The 23,491-nt window shown below is 59.9% G+C and carries 22 protein-coding genes; 8 read left to right on the plus strand and 14 right to left on the minus strand.

Annotation, left to right across the window (positions count from 1 at the left end; all coding sequences use genetic code 11):
- Positions 1-9: 9 nt before the first annotated feature.
- The 3 genes from BD293_RS08270 to BD293_RS08280 all read left to right on the plus strand — a co-directional run bounded on the left by BD293_RS08270 (position 10) and on the right by BD293_RS08280 (position 2,580).
- Positions 10-906, plus strand: coding sequence for a PfkB family carbohydrate kinase (locus BD293_RS08270; RefSeq protein WP_142080747.1), 897 nt, complete (start codon positions 10-12; stop codon positions 904-906).
- A gap of 10 nt (positions 907-916) precedes the next feature.
- Positions 917-1,819, plus strand: a complete 903-nt coding sequence (locus tag BD293_RS08275) for a pseudouridine-5'-phosphate glycosidase (RefSeq protein WP_142080749.1) — start codon at positions 917-919, stop codon at positions 1,817-1,819.
- 65 nt (positions 1,820-1,884) lie between these two features.
- Positions 1,885-2,580, plus strand: a complete 696-nt coding sequence (locus tag BD293_RS08280) for a DUF502 domain-containing protein (RefSeq protein ID WP_142080751.1) — start codon at positions 1,885-1,887, stop codon at positions 2,578-2,580.
- Here the strand turns inward: BD293_RS08280 and BD293_RS08285 are convergent.
- Positions 2,573-3,607 carry a patatin-like phospholipase family protein gene (locus tag BD293_RS08285; RefSeq protein WP_142080753.1) on the minus strand — a complete coding sequence of 345 codons (1,035 nt, stop codon included), beginning with the start codon at positions 3,605-3,607 and terminating at the stop codon, positions 2,573-2,575. The two genes, BD293_RS08280 and BD293_RS08285, sit on opposite strands and share 8 nt — an antisense overlap.
- A gap of 132 nt (positions 3,608-3,739) precedes the next feature.
- On the minus strand, positions 3,740-4,513 hold the full coding sequence (locus BD293_RS08290) for a 3-hydroxybutyrate dehydrogenase (protein ID WP_142080755.1): 774 nt from the start codon (positions 4,511-4,513) through the stop codon (positions 3,740-3,742).
- A gap of 293 nt (positions 4,514-4,806) precedes the next feature.
- On the opposite strand from BD293_RS08290, the gene BD293_RS08295 reads away from it, so the two are divergent.
- Together BD293_RS08295 and BD293_RS08300 are read left to right on the plus strand one after the other, a co-directional pair.
- Entirely contained in the window at positions 4,807-6,624 is a 1,818-nt protein-coding gene (locus BD293_RS08295) for an extracellular solute-binding protein (protein ID WP_142080757.1), read from the plus strand.
- Between the two features lie 453 nt (positions 6,625-7,077).
- The gene (locus BD293_RS08300; RefSeq protein WP_142080758.1) at positions 7,078-7,521 is read left to right on the plus strand and encodes a DsrE family protein; all 444 of its coding nucleotides are present in this window, start codon (positions 7,078-7,080) and stop codon (positions 7,519-7,521) included.
- Between the two features lie 52 nt (positions 7,522-7,573).
- Here the strand turns inward: BD293_RS08300 and BD293_RS08305 are convergent, their stop codons facing one another.
- The 4 genes from BD293_RS08305 to serS form a co-directional block, all read right to left on the minus strand.
- Positions 7,574-8,083 (minus strand): lytic transglycosylase domain-containing protein, encoded by a 510-nt coding sequence (locus tag BD293_RS08305; protein WP_142080760.1) that lies wholly within the window; start codon positions 8,081-8,083, stop codon positions 7,574-7,576.
- The gene (locus BD293_RS08310) at positions 8,080-8,424 is read right to left on the minus strand and encodes a TfoX/Sxy family DNA transformation protein (protein ID WP_142080762.1); all 345 of its coding nucleotides are present in this window, start codon (positions 8,422-8,424) and stop codon (positions 8,080-8,082) included. Before BD293_RS08310 ends, BD293_RS08305 begins: the two co-directional genes overlap by 4 nt.
- 144 nt (positions 8,425-8,568) lie before the next feature.
- Positions 8,569-8,724 (minus strand): hypothetical protein, encoded by a 156-nt coding sequence (locus BD293_RS22670; protein ID WP_170207087.1) that lies wholly within the window; start codon positions 8,722-8,724, stop codon positions 8,569-8,571.
- A gap of 123 nt (positions 8,725-8,847) precedes the next feature.
- The gene (gene serS, locus BD293_RS08315) at positions 8,848-10,140 is read right to left on the minus strand and encodes a serine--tRNA ligase (protein ID WP_142080764.1); all 1,293 of its coding nucleotides are present in this window, start codon (positions 10,138-10,140) and stop codon (positions 8,848-8,850) included.
- 204 nt (positions 10,141-10,344) lie between these two features.
- Between serS and BD293_RS08320 the strand changes: the two genes are divergently transcribed.
- Complete coding sequence (locus tag BD293_RS08320; protein ID WP_142080765.1) at positions 10,345-11,997, plus strand: Ppx/GppA family phosphatase; 1,653 nt, start codon at positions 10,345-10,347, stop codon at positions 11,995-11,997.
- Here the strand turns inward: BD293_RS08320 and BD293_RS08325 are convergent.
- From BD293_RS08325 to BD293_RS08340, 4 genes are all read right to left on the minus strand, one after another.
- A complete protein-coding gene (locus tag BD293_RS08325) occupies positions 11,907-12,347 on the minus strand; it encodes a hypothetical protein (RefSeq protein ID WP_142080767.1) in 441 nt (146 codons plus the stop codon). The genes BD293_RS08320 and BD293_RS08325 overlap by 91 nt on opposite strands.
- A 7-nt stretch (positions 12,348-12,354) precedes the next feature.
- A complete protein-coding gene (locus tag BD293_RS08330; protein WP_142080769.1) occupies positions 12,355-13,038 on the minus strand; it encodes a molecular chaperone DjiA in 684 nt (227 codons plus the stop codon).
- 45 nt (positions 13,039-13,083) lie between these two features.
- Entirely contained in the window at positions 13,084-13,590 is a 507-nt protein-coding gene (locus BD293_RS08335) for a GNAT family N-acetyltransferase (RefSeq protein WP_142080770.1), read from the minus strand.
- A gap of 94 nt (positions 13,591-13,684) precedes the next feature.
- The gene (locus BD293_RS08340) at positions 13,685-15,052 is read right to left on the minus strand and encodes a class II 3-deoxy-7-phosphoheptulonate synthase (RefSeq protein WP_142080772.1); all 1,368 of its coding nucleotides are present in this window, start codon (positions 15,050-15,052) and stop codon (positions 13,685-13,687) included.
- Between the two features lie 166 nt (positions 15,053-15,218).
- Here BD293_RS08340 and BD293_RS08345 point away from each other — a divergent pair, with 166 nt between their 5' ends.
- On the plus strand, positions 15,219-16,232 hold the full coding sequence (locus BD293_RS08345; protein ID WP_142080774.1) for a GlxA family transcriptional regulator: 1,014 nt from the start codon (positions 15,219-15,221) through the stop codon (positions 16,230-16,232).
- 54 nt (positions 16,233-16,286) lie between these two features.
- On the opposite strand, the gene BD293_RS08350 is transcribed toward BD293_RS08345, so the two are convergent.
- From BD293_RS08350 to lptF, 4 genes are all read right to left on the minus strand, one after another.
- Entirely contained in the window at positions 16,287-17,528 is a 1,242-nt protein-coding gene (locus BD293_RS08350; protein WP_142080775.1) for a peptidylprolyl isomerase, read from the minus strand.
- A 162-nt stretch (positions 17,529-17,690) separates the two neighbouring features.
- The gene (locus BD293_RS08355; RefSeq protein WP_142080777.1) at positions 17,691-19,925 is read right to left on the minus strand and encodes an LPS-assembly protein LptD; all 2,235 of its coding nucleotides are present in this window, start codon (positions 19,923-19,925) and stop codon (positions 17,691-17,693) included.
- On the minus strand, positions 19,925-21,019 hold the full coding sequence (gene lptG / locus BD293_RS08360; protein WP_170207088.1) for an LPS export ABC transporter permease LptG: 1,095 nt from the start codon (positions 21,017-21,019) through the stop codon (positions 19,925-19,927). The genes BD293_RS08355 and lptG overlap by 1 nt, the downstream gene beginning before the upstream one ends.
- Positions 21,016-22,131, minus strand: coding sequence for an LPS export ABC transporter permease LptF (gene lptF, locus BD293_RS08365; RefSeq protein WP_170207089.1), 1,116 nt, complete (start codon positions 22,129-22,131; stop codon positions 21,016-21,018). The genes lptG and lptF overlap by 4 nt, the downstream gene beginning before the upstream one ends.
- 139 nt (positions 22,132-22,270) lie before the next feature.
- On the opposite strand from lptF, the gene BD293_RS08370 reads away from it, so the two are divergent.
- Positions 22,271-23,482, plus strand: coding sequence for a cytochrome P450 (locus BD293_RS08370; protein WP_142080783.1), 1,212 nt, complete (start codon positions 22,271-22,273; stop codon positions 23,480-23,482).
- Positions 23,483-23,491: the final 9 nt, after the last annotated feature.

Here is a 23,491-nt window from a genome sequence, read left to right on the forward strand (position 1 = left end):
CACGCGCAGATGACAGATGGTCCGGATATCCTGTGTGCTGGCGCGGCCCATTGGGACGTAATCGGCCATAGCCGCGCGCAAATCACGCCAGGCGATGACCTGCCGGGCACGATCCATCAAACCCCCGGCGGGGTGGCGTTGAATATAGCCCGCGCGCTGGCAAAGCAGGGTCACCGCCCTGCGCTTTTCGCCGCAATCGGTCGGGACGCTGCAGGCACGGCACTTGTTGCCCAAATTGACGCACTCCGAATCGACACCCGCTTTCTCGTCAGGCCGGACACCCTGTCAACCGATACATACTTGGCAATTGAAGGGGCAAACGGGCTGATCGCCGCCATCGCCACCGCCGCCGCGCTTGAGAGTATGGACATGCACGCGCTTGCCCCCTTGCACGATGGCAGGCTTGGGTCGGACGTTGCGCCGTGGCGCGGGGCAGTCGTGCTTGACAGTGGGCTCACCCCTGCCTTGATCAATGATCTAGTACACGCGACCTGGCTGCGTGCCGCGGATCTGCGCCTGACCGCCGCCTCGCCCGCAAAGGCCGCGCGGCTTCGTGCTTTCATGGGGCGGCCTAAGTGCAGCTTCTACCTCAATCTGGCAGAGGCGGGCCAGATTTGCGGCACCCGCTTTGCCGACAGTGCGCATGCGGCACGCGCGCTTTTGGCGCTTGGCGCAGCCCGCGTGCTGGTGACCGATGGTCCAAACGCCGCAACAGATGCCGATACACATGCGCAGATCACACGGCCCCCGCCCGCCACCGTGCCACAACGCGTCACTGGCGCAGGCGATCTGTTCATGGCCGCACATATCACGCAAGAGCTTGCAGGCGCCCCGCGACAGGATGCACTGGATATTGCCCTGCGCGCCGCCGCAGCCTATGTGGCCGATGCGCCCCACCTGTCATGAAGGACATGCCATGACTTCGCTGACCTATACCCCCGAACTCCAAGAGGCGCGCGCGAATGGCCAGCCAATTGTCGCGCTGGAATCCACCATCATCACCCATGGCATGCCGTGGCCACAGAACAAGGAGATGGCGCAACAGGTCGAGAGAGACATTCGCGCGGCAGGGGCCATTCCCGCCACGATTGCCGTGATGAACGGCGAGATCCTGATTGGCCTGAGCGAGGCGCAGCTTGACCGTCTGGCCCAAACCCAAGATGCACTGAAACTCAGCCGCGCCGATCTGGCTGTTGCATTGGCCACGGGCCGCACCGGGGCCACGACTGTCGCCGCCACTATGATCTGCGCCCGCCTTGCCGGTATCGAGGTTTTTGCAACGGGTGGCATTGGCGGGGTTCATCGCGGTGCGGAACTCAGCTTCGATATCTCGGCCGATTTGCAGGAACTGGCGCAAACGCGCGTGACTGTTGTGGCGGCAGGGGCCAAGGCGATACTTGATCTGCCCAAGACGCTGGAAGTGCTTGAAACCCTTGGTGTGCCGGTCATCGCCTATGGGCAGGATGCGCTGCCTGCCTTTTGGTCGCGCGACAGCGGGCTGACTGCGCCTTTGCGGATGGACAGTGCCGCACAGATCGCCGCCAGCCACCAGGTGCGCACCCGACTCGGCCTGCCCGGCGGGCAGCTTGTCGCCAACGCCATCCCCGTGGCCGATGAACTCCCCTATGCCATGCTCGCGCCCCTGATAGACACAGCCCTGCGCGAGGCACAGGCGCAGGGCATTTCGGCCAAGGATGTCACACCGTTTCTGCTGCGCCGGATATTCGAGTTGACGGACGGTGCGTCCCTTGCTGCAAATATCGCATTGGTGCGCAACAACGCCCGGCTTGCGGCCGAAATCGCGCGCGCGCTGGCATGAGCAATGCTTGCATATAATCGCGCCCTGCCCCATCCTCACGCCGAACCGACCCCGAAGGGACAGACATGAGCCAGGATCACAGCAAACGCGGTCTTATAGCCTCTCTGCGCGGCAATTTTCTAGCCGGGCTTGCGGTTATCGCGCCGGGCGTGCTGACACTCTGGTTGGTGTGGAATGTCATCAACTGGATTGACGGACTGGTCTTGCCGCTGATCCCGCGCCGCTTTCACCCCGAGAACCTGATCGGGCTGGATGTGCCCGGCGTAGGGGTTGTGGTTTTCGTGATCTTCACGCTGATCATGGGCTATTTCACCAAGGGTCTGATCGGGCGCACTTTGGTCGGCTGGGGCGAACGCATCGTCGAAGCGATGCCGGTCATCCGCTCGATCTATAATGCCGTCAAACAAATTGCCGAAACGATCCTGTCACGTCAGGCACCCACTTTCGACCGCGCTTGTCTGGTGCAATACCCCCGCCCCGGCATCTGGGCGATGGCCTTCATCTCGACCACCACCCGCGGCGAGGTCGGCCAGAAACTGGGCGAGAATGGCGAGATGGTCTCGATCTTCCTGCCGACCACGCCCAATCCGACCTCCGGTTTTCTGCTGTTCGTGCCGCGCGCGGATGTCATTGAACTGGATATGATGATCGAAGATGCCGCCAAACTGATTATTTCAGCCGGTTTGGTATACCCGGACTCGCGCACAGGCAAAACGCGCCCCGCCCCCGCAACCGTGCAGCCGCCGCGCCATATCAGCTAAACATCTCTTCCAGATTGACAGTGCTCTGCACGTTCAAATCTGACTTATGCCCTTTCAGAAAGCCTTCACAGGCATTGCGCCCTGCTTCCTTCAGGCTGTGCAGCAAATAAGGTGTGGGCGTTACCTTGCTGGTGACCGACAGCGTATTCATCAAATCATCATCCGACACCATATGTACCAGCACATCTTTCATCGTTCCACGCTCCATCCGACCCTCGCCAATCAGGCGCTTGACGAATTGCACGGCGCGCAACTCGCGCAGCAGCGATGTATTGAAGCTGATCTCGTTGATGCGGTTCTGAATATCCTGCGGAGTTTGCGGCACGGCATCACGGTGCAGCGGGTTGATGTTCACGATGACAACATCATCGGGCAAATGCGCCTCGAATAGCGGGAACAGCGCGGGGTTGCCGGTATAGCCCCCATCCCAGAACGCCTCTGTCTTGCCAGTGGCCGGGTCCAAAATTTCAACAGCCTGAAACAGGGTCGGCAGACAGGCCGAGGCCATGATAACCTCGCCCGAGACCTCCTGACCTGAAAACACCCGGATCTTTCCCGTGCGCACATTGGTTGCGGCAATATGCAATTCCGGCCCCTCTTTCGCGCAGACCTGATCGAAATTGAACGAGCGCACGACCTGCTCCAACGGGTTGCGATAAAGCGCGCCATATTGGTATGGGCTGGTCACAAGCGCTGCGATGTCTGCGGGCGAGACCGGCATGAGCGATTCCATCCACGCATTGATCATCCCGATCGGAGGCAGCGCCTGCGCGATCCAACCCGTCAGACGCAAGTCATGCACCGATCCCACCTGATGCCAGATCCGGTCCAGCAGCACACGCGCCCCCTGCGCGCCCCCTTGTGCCAAGCCCGCCTTCAGCGCCGCGCCATTCAGTGCGCCTGCCGAGGTGCCGGAAATCGCGGCAATCTCGATATCTTTCTCCTGCAACAGCCGGTCCAGCACACCCCAGGTAAAAGCCCCATGCGCGCCGCCGCCCTGTAGGGCCAGATTTATGCGTTTCGTCATTCATCACACTCCAAGGGCGCACGGCCCGCAATACGCGTTGATCCGCATATACACGCTGGAATACAGCGGCACGCACCGGTCATTTTCTTGCCGAAAATACTCAAATCCCGCCCTTTCAGCGCATGGCACCGCTTACATGGCGGTCCAGCCCCCATCCACCGAAATGGTCGTGCCGGTAATCTGCGCCGCCGCGTCTGAGCAGAGAAACACCGCCGTGCCACCCATCTGCTCGACGGTTGCAAATTCGCCCGAGGGCTGGCGCGAGAGCATCACCTCTTTGATGACCGTCTCGCGGTCCATGTCATGGGTTTTCATCTGATCGGGAATTTGCTTTTCCACGATGGGGGTCAGCACATAACCGGGACAAATGGCATTGCAGGTCACCCCTTTGCCCGCGGCCTCCAGTGCTGTGGTTTTGCTCAGGCCGACAACACCATGCTTGGCCGCGATATAGGCTGATTTATACGGGCTGGCGGTCAGGCCATGCGCGGACGCAATATTGATTACCCGTCCCCAGCCATTGGCATACATAGCAGGCAACGCGGCGGCCGTGGTATGAAAGGCCGATGACAGGTTGATGGCGATGATCGCGTCCCATTTCTCAAGCGGAAATTCCTCGATGCGCGCGACATGCTGGATACCTGCGTTATTGATCAGGATGTCGCATCCACCCGCCTTCTCGATCAGCGCACGGCATTCTTCGGGCTTGGACATGTCGGCCTGAATATAGGTCACATTCGCGCCAGTTTCCGCCGAGAGGTCGGCTGCCAGCTTGTGATCTTCCGCCTCATCTGAGAAGGAATTGAGAACGACATCCGCACCAGCGCGCGCAAGTTCTCTGGCGACACCCAACCCGATTCCCGAATTCGATCCGGTCACAATCGCGCGTTTTCCTGCAAGCTGCATCACTCTGCTCCTTGGTCAACTTTACACAGTCATCTAACATAGTGGCTGCATATACAAGCACCAGACCCAAGCGGGCCGACGGCGTATCTGGCGGAACAGGCGCGCAAAAAAAACGCCCGCACAAGGCGGGCGTCAGTTATTGAGGCAGGTTTCATACAGGCAAGAAACCTATCGAGCAGTGATTCATATATAACCATTCTACCTTAGCCTTCCAAGCTAAAAGTTTGAAAACTCTCGCAACGCACTGTAGCTTGAACAGAAATCGGCCCCTCAAAACCTTCGGAGCAGCTTGCATGAAATCTCAATTGCGCCAAATCGCCGCAGCGATGGCCATACTTGCGCCCACGATATTCGCAGCGCAACATAGCGTCGCGCAGCCCAGCCATGGCATAGCTATGTATGGCGAGCCCGCCCTACCACCAGATTTTGAGCATTTGCCCCATGCCAACCCGAACGCACCCGCAGGAGGGCGCATCGTTCAGGGCGAGGTTGGCAATTTCGATTCCCTTAATCCGAACATCCTGAAAGGGCGCGCACCCTGGCAACTACAATATCTGACATATGAAAGCCTGATGGGCCGCAATTGGGACGAACCCTTCACCCTTTACGGGTTGCTGGCCGAATCAGTCGAGACGGATGACGACCGCTCATGGGTGGAATTCACCCTGCGACCAGAGGCCCGATTCTCGGATGGCAGCCCCGTCACCGTCGAAGATGTGCTGTGGTCCTACGAAACACTCGGCACAATCGGCCACCCGCGGTTCCACGGAACATGGTCGCGCATTGAAAGCTCCGAGATTGTGGGCACACGCACCATCCGCTTCACCTTTACCGAACCGGACCGCGAATTGCCGCTGATCATGGGTCTGCGCCCGATCCTGCAAAAGGCGCAGTGGGAGAACCTTGATTTCGCGGAATCCGGAACCTCGGTCATTCCGATCACGACCGCCCCCTATGTCATCGACCGCTTCGAGGCAGGGCGCTATGTATATCTCAAGCGCGATCCCGATTATTGGGGCAATGACCTGCCGTTTATGCGCGGTCAGGCCAATCTTGAAGAAATCCGCATGGAGTTTTTTGGCGATGGCACCGCCATGTTCGAGGCGTTCACCTCTGGCCTGTTGAACACCATGCGCGAAACCAACGCCAATGCATGGAACACGCGCTATAATTTCCCTGCCGCACAGGCAGGCGAAATCGTGAAATCCGAAATCCCGCATCAGCGCCCTTCGGGCATTGCGGGACTTGTGATGAACACCCGCAACCCGTTGTTTTCGGATTGGCGCGTGCGCGAGGCGATGATCCACGCGTTCAATTTTGAGTATACCAGTCAGGTCATCAATGGCGGTGAAGACCCGCGCATCACCTCTTATTTCTCGAACTCGGAGCTGGCCATGAAAGACGGCCCCGCCGAAGGGCGCGTGGCCGAATTTCTCGAACCTTTCGCAGACCAGCTCTATCCCGGCACATTAGAAGGGTATCGTCTGCCATCCTCTGATGGCAGCGTCGCCAACCGCGCCAATATGCGTGCCGCAACCAACCTGCTGAGTGACGCCGGGTGGGAGGCCGACACCGCAGGCGTCTTGCGCAACAGCGCGGGCGAGCCGTTCCGGTTCTCGATTCTCTTGCGGCAGGGGTCGTCAGAAGTGGCTTCAATCACCGATATCTATGTCGAGGCGCTAAAACGCCTTGGAATGGATGTCAGGGTATCGCAAATCGACTCCGCCCAATATACTGAGCGGACGAATAATTTTGACTTTGACATGACCTATTTCGTGCGCGGCCTCTCGCTGAGTCCGGGCACCGAGCAGCGGCTTTACTGGGGGTCCGAGGCGGCACATGTGCCGGGGTCACGCAACCTGATGGGGGTCGAAAGCCCCGCCATTGATGCCCTGATTGAACGCTTGCTCAACTCGCGCGAGCAGGACGATTTTATCGCCACAACCCGCGCGCTGGACCGTGTTCTGATCGCGGGGCGCTATGTCGTGCCCTTCTGGTTCAATGACCGCGCCCGCATTGCCCATGCAACCGAGTTGAAATTCCCCGATCACCTGCCTGTCTACGGCGACTGGATCGGCTTTCAACCAGATGTCTGGTGGTGGGAGGACTGACGCGCTTACATGCGGTATCCATTGTCGCGCGCGCGATCTTCGATTAGCGCGGCGCATGGCTTGCGTGCGCGAACAACTATGCTTGCGTTGATAATAGGCAATCAGGTCATTTCTTCTACCCAGAGGCAGCATACTGAATGCCGTTCTGAAAGATTTTTCAGTTTTTCCGCTGAAAAAGGGGATCGAACTGACGCGCAATCGTATCGCGCGGCTTATTTGTGCTACAGGCCATAGTCGGGATAACCGGCCCCACCAGAAGGTTCTTGAAATTCGCATTTCACCCAAAATCCCTTGTTCATTCGTGGTTAATGCATACTCCGAACTGTGGCGCATATTGGGCGATGTCAGAAAAACCAAAGCGCAACGCGACACATCGTCATATATGAATTTTATAAATAGCATGTCATCCTGACGCAGACCGGCAATGTCCGGCATGTAAAGGAGACGTTTGTTATGACCCATATGATCCGCACAACCGCCATTGCCGCCCTTTTGGGTGCTGGCCTTGGCGCGCCCGCACTGGCTGATACCGCTGAAAAGCTGGTAACAGTCGTCACTTCCGAGAACCCGCAAACCCAGTTGATGGCAATGGTGCTAACGGCGCAGGCTGTCGAACAGGGGGCCGAGACGCGCATTCTGCTTTGCGGCCCCGGTGGTGATCTGGCCCTGATCGAGGCGCCGGAAGCGGCCACAGCCCCGCAACCACCGCGCGATGCAAGCCCGCAAGGCATGTTGCAAATGCTGATGGCGAATGGTGTGACCGTCGAGGTTTGCGCGATCTATCTGCCCGGACTTGGGGCCGATGAGTCGGTCTTGATCGAAGGCGTCGGCGTTGCCCAACCGCCCGCGATGGCAGGCGCGATGCTGGACGTAGACGCGCGCGTCTGGTCTTTCTGAAGCACGTTACGACCGCGCGCCCCGGACCAGTTCCGGGGCGCGCAGACCTGCGTCAGGATTCTTGCGCGCGTGAGGGGCAATCGCGGCGCACTTCACGATCACGCAATCCGGTTGCGACCAACATGCAGCGGTCACGCGCCTCATAGTAATAGCCGCGCGCATACCACATCACGGCGCGGTCAATATCGCCGTTCGACACCAGCCATGCCCCGCGCAGATACCGGCCTGCATATGTCAGATTGACCTCTGCATCCAAAAGTCGCTCTGGCGCGCCCTGAAACCCCATTTGCTGCGCGGTCTGGGGCAAAACCTGCATCAACCCCCAATAGGGACCGTTACGTGCATGCGGCCGGTAATCGCTTTCGCGCTGGATGACACGGTGCAACAGGGCTTCGGGAATGTCATGCTTGGCTGCATATTGGCGCACCAGCGTGCGCATCTGCGGCGTCTCTCCCGGATACAGATTGCTTGGCACGGGGGCTGCGCGCGACACGTCCGCGCCGGGCTTGGCACAGGCCGCAAGGCCAAGGCATAACAGCGTCAAAAATAGGGGCCGGATCATGGTGAATGCGCCTCTCGGTTCGCGGGGATGACGCCCATTTCATCTAGAAAGGCGTCCATCACATTTGATTTGGGGGTATGCGCGGCTTTCAGGGTGTCGAACCGGGCGCGCAGACGGGCTTTCTCTTCCCCCCTGCAATCATTCCACGGTCGGCCCTGCAACGCCATTTCAAGCACGTAATATGCGATGAAATGTGGCTTGTGCCCGCTGTTCAGCAATTTTGCATATGCGACATCTGTTCCCAGCGCGCGCAGGTCTTCGGCGCAGGCGATCCCGGCACGCGCACAGGCATCTTCCATTGCGGGGCCAAGATTTCGGATTGATGAGATCGGAGTTGACATAACGGGCAAACAGACAACGCCCGATTACGGGCTGCACAGTCTTTGTGCTACCGCATCATACGGCAGCGCGCCCAGCAGTATTTCGCGCGGTCAGGCTTTGACGCTCACGCATCGGCAAGATTCAGCCAATGCGCCATCGTTATCTCAGATCAAGGCCCAATCCGTGAACCGAATGGCCCGAACCTCGGACGCTGTGTCGCGCGCTTTGGCAAAGCGGGTATCAGCGCGCGGCTGCAGCGTCGGGCGTGGGGGTGCGGCGTCAGTGCCGGATTCGGCGCGGGAGGCGGTGAAATTGCGCATGTAAATTCTCCTTGTTCTCAAAATTGATCCTGTCAGGAAACCTTGAAAACATGGCCGCAATGGGGTGGCATTAAGACTTTGTTAACATGCGCCCCATCGCGCCCTGATCCATTTTCTGCGCGCTCAGACCAACTCACCGTCAGGGGTGATCCGGGTGCGCCCGCGCAAATAAGGATGCAGTGCTTGGGGGAAGACCACGCCCCCGTCTTCGGTCTGTCCATTTTCCAGCACCGCGATCAGGCAGCGCCCGACTGCCAGGCCAGAACCGTTGAGCGTGTGGACAAATTCTGGTTTTGCGCCATTTTCGTGACGGAAGCGCGCGTTCATCCGCCGCGCCTGAAAATCACCACAGACCGATACGCTGGAAATCTCGCGGTAGGTGTCCTGACCCGGCAGCCAGACTTCCAGATCATGGGTTTTCTGTGCCCCAAACCCCATATCGCCCGCGCAAAGCACCATGCGGCGATAGGGCAGCCCCAGCTGCTCCAGCACTGTCTCTGCGCAGCGGGTCATGCGTTCATGCTCGGCAAGGCTGTCTTCTGGCCGCGTGATGGACACCATCTCGACCTTCTCAAACTGGTGCTGGCGCAGCATACCGGTGGTATCTTTGCCCGCACTGCCCGCCTCGGACCGGAAGCACAGCGTATGCGCGCAAAACCGCAGCGGCAGTGTTGCGCCGTCCAGTATGTCACCGGCCGCGAAATTGGTCAGCGTCACTTCCGATGTCGGAATCAGCCACCAGCCATTGGTCGTACGGTAGCTGTCTTCGGCAAATTTCGGCAACTGCCCGGTGCCATACATCGCCTCATCGCGCACCAGAACCGGGCTGTTGACCTCGCGCAAGCCATGCTCTTCGACATGCAGATCCAACATGAATTGTGCCAAGGCACGGTGCACCCGCGCCACAGCGCCGCGCAGCACCACGAACCGCGCGCCGGACAGTTTGGCCGCTGTGGCGAAATCCATATCCTGCGCAATACCCTTGATCTCGTAATGCTCGACCGGCGTGAAATCGAACACACGCGGGGTTCCCCAGCGGTGCGTCTCGACATTGCCGGCCTCATCCGCGCCATCCGGCACTTCGTCCAGTGGCAGATTCGGCAGGGTTTCCAGAATCGCTGTCAGTTTTGCGTCGCCTGTGCGCGCGTCTTCTTCCAAAGCCGCCATCTCGGCTTTCTTCTCGGCGACAAGGGCGCGCAACCGCTCGAATTCGGCATCGTCCCCGCGCGCCTTTGCAGCGCCCACCTGTTTGGACGCCGCATTCTGCGCCGCCTTCGCCGCTTCTGCTTGCGAAATTGCGGCCCGCCGCGCCTGATCCAGCGCCAGAACCTCGGATGACTGTGCCGCAAGGCCACGACGGGCCAGACCGGCATCAAAAGCAGCGGGGTTTTCGCGAATCGCGCGGATATCGTGCATGGAACCTCTCGTCAGGCAAAAGCGGGCAAGACGCCCATATCTTAACGCAGTCCTTATGCCGCATTGCGCGCGCGCACGAAAGGGGATGTTGGTCTGTGCGAAACGTAAGACAAAATGGCGCAACGGCATCTGTCAGGAACGATTGACCCGATGATGTGCGAAGCGCTAAGATACCCCAACGGATGCCAGACAGGAGCTGCCCTAATGGATGGCAACACGCTCGCGGAAACTGCGGGCTATAACGCCCCGAAAGCATCGGGCTTGTTCGACACACCCCTATTCTCTGATCCTCAGGCACGCGCGCTGACGCATGTTGGCGTGATTGATGTTGGATCAAACTCTGTCCGCTTGGTTGTGTTCGACGGCGCGGCCCGCAGCCCTGCGTATTTTTTCAACGAGAAAGTGCTGTGTGGGCTGGGGCGTGGGCTGGCGGAAACCGGCAAACTGAACCCCGAGGGGCGCCGCCGCGCACTTGCCACGCTCGAGCGGTTTGCCCTGCTGGCGCGTGGCATGTCGCTGTCAAACCTGACAATGGTCGCCACCGCCGCCATGCGCGAGGCCGAGGATGGCCCCGACTTCTGCGCCCTGATCGAGCGCGAAACCGGCCTGCGTATGCGCATCATTGATGGCGCAGAAGAGGCGCGCCTGTCCGCACAAGGCGTGCTGACCGGCTGGCCAGAGGCAAATGGCCTTGTCTGCGATATCGGCGGCAACAGCATGGAGCTGGCCGTGATCGGGGACGGCAAGGTGCATTGCAATGTCACTTCGGGCCTTGGGCCGTTTCGCCTGCAACAGATCAGTGGCGGCAAGAAAGGGTTGCGCGATCATATCAGTGCGGTTCTGAAAGACCTGCGCGCCCAGATCAGCGACCATCATGACGCGCTCTATCTGGTGGGCGGATCATGGCGCGCCATTGCGCGCATGGACATGGAGCGGCGTGGATATCCGCTAAAGGTTTTGCACGAATACGCCATGACCCCGAAGGCAATCCGCAAAACAATAGAGTGGATACTGGAACAAGATCCGGCCAAACTGCGCGCCCTGACCGGTGTTTCCGCCGAACGCATGAGCCTTGTGCCGCTGGCCTGTCAGGTCTTGCGCCAACTGGTGCATGTGTTTGGCCCCAAACAGGTCTATGTCTCAAGCTATGGCATCAGAGAGGGCATTTTGTATGAACAGATGCCCGAAGACCTGCGCCGCCGCGACCCGCTGATCGAAGCGTGCCATTTTATGGAATATTCCAGCTCGCGCATTCCGGGCTTTGGCAAGAAACTGTATCACTTCCTGCTGCCGCTCTATCGCAATCGCCCGCCTGAGCGGTTGCGCCTGATCCGCGCCGCTTGCCTGTTGCATGACGTGAACTGGCGCGCGCATCCCGATTACCGCGCGGATGCCTGCTTTGACACCACCACCCGCGCCAACTTGGGCGGGCTGGACCACCAGGGCCGCGTTTACTTGGGCATTGCGCTGATGCACCGCTACAAAACCAATGGCATGCGCCCGCGCATCAAGGAAATTGCAGGGCTGATGTCGGATAAGGATCTGGCAGAGGCGAAAATGCTGGGGCGCGCGTTGCGATTCGGGGCAATGTTCTCGATGGATGGCCCTGAAAACGCTGGGGAATTGCGCTTCTATCCCAAAAAGAAAGTGTTGGAGCTTATTCTGGAGCGCGACATGCAGGCCTTGCTGACGGAAGTTGCTGAGCAACGCTTTGCTGCATTGGCGAATCAGGTGGGCTCAGAAGCGAAAGTGCGCGTGCGCCGTTCTCACAACTCGAACGGGTCGGCAGACGTATCGCCAGATGCATCTTCATCCGGCATCGACTCATCCGAATCCGGCACAACATCCTCTGCCTGACGACGGCGAATCAGAATATCGCCATTGGGCTGGATTTCCGGCGGATGAAATTGTGTCATGTCGCGCAATTGCTGAAGGAACCGCTGCAATTCCGGCTCCATTTCAGTGAAGCCACGCTCTAACTCGCGCATTTGTGGCTCTACTTCCGTCATGAAGCCGCGCAACATCCGCTCGAACAGATCGAACATCCGTGGCGTGCTTTCCTCCACAGTGGGCGGCGCGCCCTCAACTTCGGCCTGAACAGGCAGAACCAGCAAGGCGCATAGCGCAAGGGATGTGACCAAGGTTTTCATGGGGCGAGTATAGGCCCGCCCGCGCGCAACAGCCAGCACCACGCGCGCCAATCGCAAAAACGTGTCAGGCCGCGCGCCCCTGCTGAATTTCTTCCCATGCGCGGTTCAAGTCCCGCAAGCGATGCTCGGCCAGTTTCACTGCCTCGGCGGGCACACCGCGCGCCGCCAGCCTATCGGGGTGGGTTTCACGCACAGCGTCGCGGTAGGCACGGCGGATTACCTCGATGGGCGCATCCTGACTGACTTCCAGCACGTCATAGGGGTCTGGCGGCACATCGCCTACGAATCGCGCACGCAAGCTGCGAAAACACCGCTCTGACAGGCCGAAGATATCAGCCACCTCACGCAAGAACGCTTCTTCCTGCGGGTGAAAGCCGTCATCGGCCATTGCCACCTCGAACAGCCCTTCCATCAGATCAACCAAAACCGGATCACGCTGCGGGAACATCGCCGCGATCTTGCGCGCATAAAGGTCAAACCCCGCCACATCCTGCCGCGCCAGATTGAACACGCGCGCGGCATTCGCCTCATCTTCGGGCGGTATGGTGAAAATCCGGCGAAACGCGGCAACTTCACCGCGCGTGACCTGCCCATCGGCTTTGGCCAGCTTCGCCCCAAGCGCGATGACAGCGATGGTAAAGGCCACTGTCCGCTCTGGCGGGGTGCGCAGACGGTCAAAGACACTGCTCAGTGGTTCGCCCTTGCGAAGGGCGGTCAGGGCGTCTGCTATTCGGGTCCAGATCGACATGGGAATTAGCCTAGCAGGGGCAAGATTGGAATGCAGCAGCACAAATCACCGCACCGAAAGGAATTTTTGCATCAGCACCAAATCGTGCAACGCGTCGAATTTCCAGCCCACCTGACGCATGGTACCGACATGCAAATAACCCAGCTTTTCGTGAAAACCGACACTGGCGGTATTGGACCCGGTGACAGCAGCGACCATGACATGGTGCCCGGCACCTGCGGCATGCGCTTCCAGCGCCAGCAGCAAGGCCCGCCCTGCCCCCTTGCCGCGCGCGGCGGGCGCAAGGTTGATCGTATGCTCCATGCAACGCGCATACCCTAAACCGGGGCGAAACTGCGCATAGCTGGCAAACCCCAACATTTCCCCGCCTTGCTCGGCAACAAGAAAGGCATGCCCCGCGCCCTGACGCGTGGCGATCATATCGGCAATCTCGGGCTGGCTGCGTTGCATGGGATTGAACGTCACGACAGTGTCACGAATGATCGGGTTCCAGATTGCGACAATGGCCGCAGCGTCATCGGGCGTGGCATCGCGCAGGGAAAGGGTGGGCATCAGCACATTCCGGCGATGGCAGGGGCCACAAGGGGATACATGCCCGTTGTGCCCCCCCGCAGTAACAGGGAAAGGTCAGTCAGTTGCCAGCCTGTCAGATCGCGGCTGCAAGCTTCTGACGGCGACCCACCAGTTCCTCCGACACAAGGAATGCCAGTTCCAGCGACTGGCTGGCATTCAGGCGCGGGTCACAGGCCGTGTGATAGCGCTGCGACAGGTCTTCATCCGACACCGCCCGCAAGCCGCCTGTGCATTCGGTCACGTCCTTGCCGGTCATCTCGAAATGCACACCGCCCGGAATCGTGCCCTCGGCATTGTGAATGGCGAAAAATTCGCACACTTCGCGCAACACCGAATCGAAGGGCCGCGTCTTATAGCCAGACGAGGATTTGATCGTGTTGCCGTGCATTGGATCACAGGTCCACAGCACATTGGCCCCTTCTTCCTCGACTGCGCGGATCAGGCGCGGCAGATGATCGCCCACCTGCCCTGCCCCGAAGCGCGCAATCAGCGTCAGCCGCCCTGCTTCATTCTCTGGGTTCAGGGTCGCCATCAGCCGTTTCAGGTCATCCGGGGTGATCGAGGGGCCGCATTTCAGGCCAACCGGGTTTTGCACACCGCGACAGAATTCCACATGTGCCCCATCCGGCTGGCGTGTGCGATCCCCGATCCAGATGAAATGGCCAGAACCTGCGACTGGCAGGCCAGAGGTCGAATCGATCCGCGCCAGCGCTTCTTCATATTCCAGAAGCAACGCTTCATGGCTGGTGTAGAAATCGACCGAGGACAATTCCTTGCTGTTCTCGGATGTGATGCCTGCCGCTGTCAGGAAATCCAGCGTGTCGGTGATGCGGTCGGTCATCTCGCGGTAGCGTTCAGCCTTCTCGCCTTCGGCAAAGCCCAATGTCCACGCGTGCACGCGGTGCATGTCGGCATAGCCGCCCTTGGAAAAGGCACGCAACAGGTTCAGGCCTGCCGCCGCTTGGGTGTAGGCTTGCAGCATCCGGCTTGGGTCTGGGATGCGCGCCTCGGCGGTAAAGTCGAACCCGTTGATGATGTCGCCACGGTAGCTGGGCAATTCCTGCCCGCCAATCACTTCGGTCGGGGCCGAGCGCGGCTTGGCGAATTGACCGGCCATCCGCCCGACTTTGACCACAGGCACCTTGGCCCCATAGGTCAGGACCATCGCCATCTGCAACATCACCTTGAACGTGTCGCGGATGCTGTCGGCACTGAACTCGGAAAAGCTCTCGGCGCAATCACCGCCCTGCAACAAGAACGCCTCGCCCTGGGCCGCAGCGCCCAGCTTGCGCTTGAGCGCGCGCACTTCGCCAGCAAAGACCAGCGGCGGGTATTGCTGCAACTGCGCCTCTACAGTGCCAAGCTTCGCAGCATCCGGATAATCAGGCATCTGGATACGCGGGCGGTCGCGCCATGTCGATTTCGTCCAGCCTTGGGTCATCAGGTGCCTCCGGGTGTCAATTCTGTCTTGCAGCGTTAGCGGTCGCATGGCTGCTCGGGCCTTCTATACAAAAGCGGAATGCAGCTTGCAAATACGATTGCTCTTGCGCGGGCATTGGAAAGTTGTTTGTGTCTCAGCCAGCTTATCAACATATGCACAAAAACACATGCTCACTTCTCCTGCACGCCCCACAACGCGCTCCTCCGACGCCGCGCGGCATCATATTGTATTTCTGTTGCTGGAACGCTTCACGCTGATGGCCTATGCCGCCGCGGTAGAGCCGTTGCGTCTGGCCAACCGCGTGGCAGGCAAGCCCCTTTACAGCTGGAAACTGGTCAGCGAGACCGGCAAGGCAGTCAGTTGTTCCAACGGGACGCAAGTTTCGGTTAGCGAGGGTTTGGGCGATATCGCCACGGACGCCATGATTATGGTTTGCGGCGGTGTTGATGTGCAGCGTGCCACCACACCTGCAATCCTGTCCTGGCTGCGCAAACGCGCGCGCCATGGCAACACGATTGCCGGTGTCTGCACCGGCGCTTGGACATTGGCCAAAGCGGGCCTGTTGGACGGGCATCGCGCGACCATTCATTGGGAAAATCACGACGCTTTGGTCGAGGATTTTCCTGAAATCGACCTGACGAAATCGGTGTTCGTCATTCATGGCAAGCGCCTGACATCGGCAGGGGGTACGGCCCCGCTGGACATGATGCTGACACTTATCACCAATGCCGAAGGTGCCGATCTGGCCCATGCAGTGGCCGATCAGATGATCTACTCGTCGATCCGCACCAATCGTGACACGCAGCGTTTGTCGATCCCGGCGCGCATCGGTGTGCGCCACCCGAAACTGGCGCGGGTGATCGAATTCATGGAAAACCACATCGAAGATCCGATCAGCCCGTCGGACCTTGCCAATGAAGTGGACATGTCCACGCGCCAGTTGGAACGACTGTTCCGCCGCTACCTGAACCGCAGCCCAAAACGCTATTACATGGAGTTGCGGCTGGAACGCGCGCGCAACCTGCTGATGCAAACGGATATGAGCGTCATCAGCGTGGCGCTGGCCACAGGCTTCACCTCACCCTCACATTTCTCAAAATGCTACCGCGCACATTACGACACGACACCTTACCGCGAACGTGGCACGCATGGCAGCGATGAGGACGACATCGAGGAATAAGAAACCCCGCCCAAAACTGCTTTGGGCGGAGTCATAATTGACGCGCTGGCACGATCAGAAATCGCGGATATCCGCGTCGGCGACCAGTTCTTGCAGCTTCACATTCGCCATGTCGCTCAACCGTCGGTCAAACACGATCTCCCTGACCTGATCGTCACTCGGCGCATCGTCGAATTCCAGCTCGCGGCTGCACAGCATCAGAACAACCAGATTGCTGCCCTCGGTGGTATTGGCCGACACTTCGTTGCGATCAAGGCGCGCCAGTTCCACCGCGTCCGAGCTGGGGACATCATTCATGCGGGCCTCACGCTCGATCAACGCTGGTTCGGGTAGGTCGCGTGCGTAGGGGCCAAGCGCTTCGCAGCTGCGTACCTGAGAGCGGATCTGTGCCACGAGCGCCAGATTCTGCTCACTCCGCCCGCCCGGCAAAAGCAATCTTTTGTATTTCAGCATCACTCTGTCGGCGGGAACATCGCGCGTGCTTTCGCTTGCGCGCAGTTGAAAATAGGCAATTGCCCCGCTCAGTGAAATAGGGCCAACAATCTGGCCGGGGCTGGCCCGAGAAATGGAATCTGCAATCTGTCCGGGCAGGTTTTCGACCGGCACCCAGTCCGGCAAACGCCCACCCTGATCGCGCGATCCGGCAAGCGAGAATTCCCGCGCGATTTCAGAGAACTCTTCCACGCTGCGCGCCGCTTCGATCATTTCCATGATCTGGCCGACGGCCTCTTCGAATTCGGGGTCGGCAGGCAAGAATATTTCGGACATAAGCACACGCTGCCGCCCAAGGATGGCTGCCGTGTCGCGTGCTCGGCGCACATCCGAATCAGACACACTCACCAACGCGGGAAACCGTTGCCCAACAGATCTGCGCCACAGCAGGCCCGCCTCGACGAAACTCTCAAAAGCTTCTCGATCGACCCCGTTCTCTGCCAGTGCTGCTAGAAATTCATCGGTCGACAAATCTGCGCGTGACGCAAATTCTGCCATGCCGTCGCGGATCTGGTCGCGGTTGACGCGCACACCTTGGCGTTGCGCATAATCGCGCTGCACCGCTTCTTCTGTCAGCCTTCTTATTGCTTCGGCGCGCAGATCGGCACCGCCTGAATTCAGGACTGCCATGAAATTCATGCGCTGTTCGACATCATAGATGCTGATGACACGGTCATTGACCTTGCGCGCTGGGGCAAAAAGATTCTGGGCCTGAACCGCAGTCGCTGTGACAGAAACCAGCAACAGACCGGCCGTCAGCACCAAACCAGCGTGTTTCAGAAATGAAGTCTTGAGAAAGGGCATTAGGTCCGTCCGTTTCTTGCCATGGCAGAAGAAGTGCTGTTTCAGTGGGGATTACACGCTTTTCCCTGCATTGTCATCACACTTGCAGCGCAGCATCAAGCTTGCGTATGCGCATCCGGGCCTGAATGGCCCTGAAAATAGGGCGCGTGGGCGGTTGCATGCTCAGATGTCGTTGCAGCTGCGTCTTGCACGCGATGGATTGCCGCCAATGCCAAGTATATCGACCGTAAAGCCCAGACTTGTCCGGTTATTGGGCGATGTCGCCGACGCAAACTGACGTTCAACCCCCATGCTCATGCGCAAACACTCATTTTCATACTCCACCCCGATTGACGCACGTGCGGCGCGGTTTCGCGCCACATCATAGCGCCACCCCACGCGTGCGGTCCAGAATTCATCTATATCGCGCGCGCCGTCAAAGCTCCATTCCGCAGATGTTCTGTCACGCCCCTCGAACGGGTTGGCGATAATCCGCATATAGCTGGTCGAGATCGTGTAATTGTCGGCGCTCCAATCCAACTCAAAAGCCGTGCGTTCCAGCCTGAATTCCGACGTAAACACCGAACGATTGCTGAGTTGCAGCCCATCAATCGCGTCGATACTGCCAGCGACCAGCCAGCTTGACCGCGCCCCCGAAAGCGGCGTCTCGGGTGAGAACTGTTCCAGATCGCGCTGTCGCCAAATCCGGCCAAGCGTCAGGGTGCTGGACCAGCCAGTCGGGTCATGGCGCGTCCAGCTTATGCCAAGATTGGCCCGCAACCCACCCTCGCGCACATCGCGGGCAGCGAAGCGGTCATAACTGAACAGATTGCCTTCATCGAACTCTGGCAGGCGATTTGCCTCATGCGGAAGGTCCGACACAGAGTCGCGGCCCCAGATCACTTGCGCAACCGGCTCGACCACATGCGACACGGCATCCGGCCCTGTGCGCACCAGCGGCCAGCGCAATTCGACCATGGCATTCGGGGTGACCCGCGTGGCCGAGGTGGGAAAGACGCCTTGCGTTTGTGTCAGCGTTAAGCGGTCCAGCCCGATATGCCCGCCCACAGCCCCCAGCACACCACCGGGCAGCACAGCATCACGCCGCCAATCCAAATCAAGGCTCAGGCGGCCCACCTGCCGGGGGCGTGGCCCTGCGGCAATTCCGGGCACGGGTGCAGGCTCTCCGCCCAGCCCCACAGCCTGACTGCGCTGATGCAGATGCGCCTCCAGCCGGAACCCGGCCACACCGCCCACGCCCGGCACATCCATGCGCCGCTCCAGCACCGCCTGTCCCACTCGATTGGGCAAGGTTGCGTTTACCTCATTCAGGCGCATGGATCGGAACTGTAGAAATTGCAGCCGGATACGCTCATCGCGCCGCACGCGCTGCAAGGTCAGGTCACTTGTCAGACGCGACGCACCTCGGTCATAATCATCCAGAACCTGCCTGTCAGACGGCTGAATCACGTTAAAGCTGAAGATAAATCCGCGCCCCACCGCAAATTCACCCTCTGCATAGCCAAAGCCCCGCAACCCGCCCGGACGAATTGAATCGCGCGCAACAAGCCCGCCCAGTTCCAACCGCCCGTTCGCAAAGGCCTGCCGGTAGCGCAATTCCAGCGCCCGCGTGCCCTTGGTCCCTACAAACGGCGTCACAGTCAGATCCCTGTCTTGCGACAAGGCCAGAAAATAAGGGGCGCGCAAGCCAACCCCATGCCCCGTGTCGATTACGAAACGCGGGCTCAGAAAACCGCTGGCCCGTTGCAGGCGCGGGTCGGGAACCCGCAGGCGTGGGATATAGGCCACAGGCAGTCCGAACAGCCGGAACTGCGCATTCTCGAAATACACCTGCTGCTCCTGATCGTCATGCACCACACGCCGCGCGCGGATTTCCCACAAGGGCGTGCGCCGCTGCGCACAGATTTCGCAAGACGAGGCGATTACATTGTTCATCTCGGTAAAGCGTTCGTCCAGACGTTCGACCGAATGGGCGGCGATCTGCAACTGCTCGTCAAAAACCACGCGGGCGGACCGGATCAAACCGCGGCGCGGCGCATCCGACATGTCCGCCTGATCTGCCAGAATGATAACCTCGCGCCCCTCATTCAGCACCAAAGGCCCGTCAATCCGCAGCGTTCCATCGCGCCGGTTGAAAACAACCCGTCTTGCTTGCAGGCGCGTATCGCCAAAAAGCGCTTCAACATTGCCCTCAGCGACCAGAACATCCGCCCCCTCGATGCGCAGCTGGTCTGCGACAAGCGTTGCGAATTGCGGCTCCGGCTCCGGGTTTTGGGCAAGGGCGGGATGTGCGAAGGCGAAAGCGACCAGAAACGCGATACCGGCCATGACGGCGCGCACGCGAAAAGGCCGCGCAAACCACGCAGCCATGCCCCCAGTCGGATGCCTTTCGGGCATCACACTTCCTCCAGATTCAGCATTACACCAATTGCCAGCAAAAGCGTGGCAACAGGCAGTCCCCAAGCAGCCAGAATCACCGGAATTTGTCCGGATTCCCCCAAGACTTGCGCAAAGTTACGCAGAAAGAACAGGGCAAATCCAGCGAGAATCGTTATCAGCGCACGAACACCGGCACTGCCTGCGCGCATGTGGTGAATGCTCAGTGCCAGCGCCAACAGCATCATGCCGGTCAGCATGATCGGCAAGGCAAGTTCCATGTTCAGCCGCATCCGGTGTTCCAGCGCAGCAAAGCCCGCGCGCTCCAGTGTTGCGATGAAACCGGGCAGTTGCATCAGCGGGATGGCGCGCACTTGCCCGAAACTGTCGCGGATCTGCTCTGGTGTCAGATCGGTGGGCACATCAAGCCGCTGCTGGAACTCCGCCGATTGTTCGGGGTTGAGCGCCGAGAGATCCCACAGCTTGACCTCATCAAGTTGCCACAGACCGGGCCGCAACTCTGCGCGTTCCGCATAAAGCCTGCGTGTCACCCCTTCGGTCGCGTGAAACACCAGAAAGGTCACATCGCGCAAAATCGTGCCCGTGGCCTCGGCACTAGAGGCGTGAATGACCGTTTGACCCTGCGCATCCGCCTGCCGCAACCACAGCCCTTGCGCACTGATCGTAGCGACACTTGTGGGCGTGCCCCGGATTTGCGCCATCGTCCGGTCGTATTCACGTGACGCACCCGCCACCAGCGGGTTCATCACTGCCACAAAGACCATGCTGACCACCAGCACCGCCACAGCAGGCAAAATAACAAGACGCGGCACAGACCGGCCAATCGCACGAATGACAACAACTTCCGACGTGCGCGACCAGCCAAGGCCCACCCACATGGCCGACAGCATCAGAACAAGGGGGGCAATTTCATAAAATCCCTCTGGCAGATTCAAGGCAGACAGTTGCACGATCTGACCAATGCTGACCGACTGGCCTGCAAGTCTGAACATCTGCTCGACCATATCCAGCAGCAACAGCATGCCCAGGAAAATGCCCGAAACCATGAGAAAGGTTCCGCCAATTCGCCGCATCAAATACCGCTCTAGGATCATGCGCGCCCCCATTGCCGCGCGCCGCGCGGCCAACTGACCCACAACACCATCAGCGCGATCACCACTATCCCCAGCACCACCGGAACAAAGGCCAGCCCCGCAAGGGACGCATTGCCCAGCGCAGGGCCTGTGCTGGCACTGCCCACAAGCTGGATCACCGCCATTGCGGCAATGGCCCCCAACACCTGACGCCATGCGCCAAGGCGGCTGAACTGGCCCAGAAACACCGCAGCAAACCCGATCAGCGACGTCACCAGCGCCAAAAGCGGGTGCGCATGCCGCGACATCACCTCGAATCGCGCTTCGGCCAGTGTCAGCCCCATCTGCTCCAATGTCGGGCCATCAGAATTGCGCAGCACATGCGTGGGCAATTCGCGCACATCCGGCCCGCGCCCCGCAGGCCCGATCAACGCACCGATATCGAAACCCAGATCATCAAAGGCAATCGTCGTCAGCCGGTTCGTCGCCTCTGAATAGACCAGAGCAACACCGTCCAGCATGACAAGAACCGGTCCTTGCGATCCGGGCACAAGCAGCGCCGAGGTGGCGTTATAGTCCACCCGCGTGCCCGGCGTGCGCGCATCAGACAGAAACACATCTTCCAGCTTCCCCTCAGATGTCACGCTGCGCAGGAACACGACGACCCCGTCGGCAGGTTCAAGGAACTCGCCCGCCCGCAGAAAGCGCGCGGTGATATTCTCTGCAATCTCGACCTGCCGCTCGGCCAGTTGCGCACGCGACAAGGGCATCAACACATGCATCAGCAATGCCAGCATCATCGCAACGATGATCCCGAACATCGCCACCGGGCGCAGCATCCGCAGATAAGACATGCCTGTGCCTTGCAGCACGATCATTTCATTGTCGCGCGTCAGCCGGATGGCGACATAGACCGCCGCCGTAAAGGCCGAAAGCGGCAGCACCACGCGGATAACATTTGGCAGGGTCAGGGCCGATAATTCCAGAAATACCCAGAAACTCTGGCCATCCCCGATCAGCGCGTCAAACAATCGCGCGGCGCGGTTGACCCAATAGACCGAGACAAGCACAAGCGAGAAGAATGCAAAAACGGCCAAAAGCTGCGCCAACAGATATCTGTCGATCCGACTCACCCTCGCAGCACTCCATGTCATATTGCACGCTCCAGACTATCGACACCGATCACAGAAGAAAAGCGCATCACGCCCTTGCCCTGCGCGCATTCCTTGCGCAGTCTCGCGCGCAAGGGAAATCGAGGAGAGGAGAAATGCCATGACATGCGCCGGGATCGCCGGATTTGACCTGTCCAACCCGCCGGAAGGGTTCCGTGATGATCCGTTTCCCTATTATGCCGATCTGCTTGCAAGCCACCCGGTGCTGCCCCAACCTGACGGATCAGTCCTGATCACGCGTCACGCGGACCTTGATGCCATCTACCGCGACACAATGCGCTTCTCATCTGACAAGACCGTTGTTTTTGAACCGAAATTCGGGCGCGATTCGCCGCTATACGCGCATCACACCTCCTCGCTTGTGTTCAATGACCCACCCTTGCACACCCGCGTGCGCAAGATCATGACCTCGGCCCTGACCCCGCGCGCAATCGCGCGGATGGAACCGGGACTGGTGGCGGCGGTCGACAATTTGCTCGACCAGATGCAAGGCCGCGCTTCGGTGGACCTGATCGAGGATTTCGCCTCGGCCATTCCGATCCAGATCATCGGCAACCTGCTGGATGTCCCCCATGACGAACGTGGCCCCCTGCGCGATTGGTCACTGGCGATTCTGGGCGCCCTAGAGCCGGTTTTGAGCGATGCGGAACTGACCCGCGGAAACCGCGCGGTTGAAGAGTTCGTGGCCTATCTGCAAGACCTTGTCGCGCGGCGGCGTGCGCAACCGGGCGACCCTGAAACCGATGTTCTGACCCGCCTGATCCAAGGCACCAGCGCAGGCGAGCAACTGTCCGAGCGCGAGTTGTTGCAAAACTGCATTTTCATTCTGAATGCGGGCCATGAAACCACCACCAACCTGATCGGCAATACGCTGGCCCTGCTGCATGACCACCCTGACCAACTGGCGGGGCTAAAAGCTGACCCGACCTTGCTCAACAGCACAATCGAGGAAAGCTTGCGCTATCTTTCGCCCAACCAGTTCGGGAACCGCGAAACCACGCAAGCGGTCACAATTGGCGGGGTGGACATCGCGCGCGGGACCAATCTGCATCTGTGCATCGGGGCTGCCAACCGCGACCCGGACGTGTTCGACCACCCGCAGCGTTTCGACATTGCCCGCAAGCCCAACCGCCATCTGGCCTTTGCAGGCGGGCCACATATCTGCGTGGGCCTGACCCTCGCGCGGATGGAAGGGCGCATCGCCGTGGATCGCTTTCTGGCGCGCTTTCCAGACTACAGCTTGAAGGTCGGGCGCATACCGGGCGGGCGCATCCGTTTTCGCGGCTACGCCGCCCTGCCCGCCCGTTTGTGACGCGCAGCG

Origin of the sequence: Roseinatronobacter monicus, from assembly GCF_006716865.1 — a bacterium.
GTDB classification, from domain to species: Bacteria; Pseudomonadota; Alphaproteobacteria; order Rhodobacterales; family Rhodobacteraceae; genus Roseinatronobacter; species Roseinatronobacter monicus.

Coding starts and splice junctions, on each gene's coding strand:
- BD293_RS08270 (WP_142080747.1), top strand. CDS start 10: ATGACAGATGGTCCGGATATCCTGTGTGCTGGCGCGGCCCATTGGGAC.
- BD293_RS08275 (WP_142080749.1), top strand. CDS start 917: ATGACTTCGCTGACCTATACCCCCGAACTCCAAGAGGCGCGCGCGAAT.
- BD293_RS08280 (WP_142080751.1), top strand. CDS start 1,885: ATGAGCCAGGATCACAGCAAACGCGGTCTTATAGCCTCTCTGCGCGGC.
- BD293_RS08285 (WP_142080753.1), bottom strand. CDS start 3,607: ATGACGAAACGCATAAATCTGGCCCTACAGGGCGGCGGCGCGCATGGG.
- BD293_RS08290 (WP_142080755.1), bottom strand. CDS start 4,513: ATGCAGCTTGCAGGAAAACGCGCGATTGTGACCGGATCGAATTCGGGA.
- BD293_RS08295 (WP_142080757.1), top strand. CDS start 4,807: ATGAAATCTCAATTGCGCCAAATCGCCGCAGCGATGGCCATACTTGCG.
- BD293_RS08300 (WP_142080758.1), top strand. CDS start 7,078: ATGACCCATATGATCCGCACAACCGCCATTGCCGCCCTTTTGGGTGCT.
- BD293_RS08305 (WP_142080760.1), bottom strand. CDS start 8,083: ATGATCCGGCCCCTATTTTTGACGCTGTTATGCCTTGGCCTTGCGGCC.
- BD293_RS08310 (WP_142080762.1), bottom strand. CDS start 8,424: ATGTCAACTCCGATCTCATCAATCCGAAATCTTGGCCCCGCAATGGAA.
- BD293_RS22670 (WP_170207087.1), bottom strand. CDS start 8,724: ATGCGCAATTTCACCGCCTCCCGCGCCGAATCCGGCACTGACGCCGCA.
- serS (WP_142080764.1), bottom strand. CDS start 10,140: ATGCACGATATCCGCGCGATTCGCGAAAACCCCGCTGCTTTTGATGCC.
- BD293_RS08320 (WP_142080765.1), top strand. CDS start 10,345: ATGGATGGCAACACGCTCGCGGAAACTGCGGGCTATAACGCCCCGAAA.
- BD293_RS08330 (WP_142080769.1), bottom strand. CDS start 13,038: ATGTCGATCTGGACCCGAATAGCAGACGCCCTGACCGCCCTTCGCAAG.
- BD293_RS08335 (WP_142080770.1), bottom strand. CDS start 13,590: ATGCCCACCCTTTCCCTGCGCGATGCCACGCCCGATGACGCTGCGGCC.
- BD293_RS08340 (WP_142080772.1), bottom strand. CDS start 15,052: ATGACCCAAGGCTGGACGAAATCGACATGGCGCGACCGCCCGCGTATC.
- BD293_RS08345 (WP_142080774.1), top strand. CDS start 15,219: ATGCTCACTTCTCCTGCACGCCCCACAACGCGCTCCTCCGACGCCGCG.
- BD293_RS08350 (WP_142080775.1), bottom strand. CDS start 17,528: ATGCCCTTTCTCAAGACTTCATTTCTGAAACACGCTGGTTTGGTGCTG.
- BD293_RS08355 (WP_142080777.1), bottom strand. CDS start 19,925: ATGCCCGAAAGGCATCCGACTGGGGGCATGGCTGCGTGGTTTGCGCGG.
- lptG (WP_170207088.1), bottom strand. CDS start 21,019: ATGATCCTAGAGCGGTATTTGATGCGGCGAATTGGCGGAACCTTTCTC.
- BD293_RS08370 (WP_142080783.1), top strand. CDS start 22,271: ATGACATGCGCCGGGATCGCCGGATTTGACCTGTCCAACCCGCCGGAA.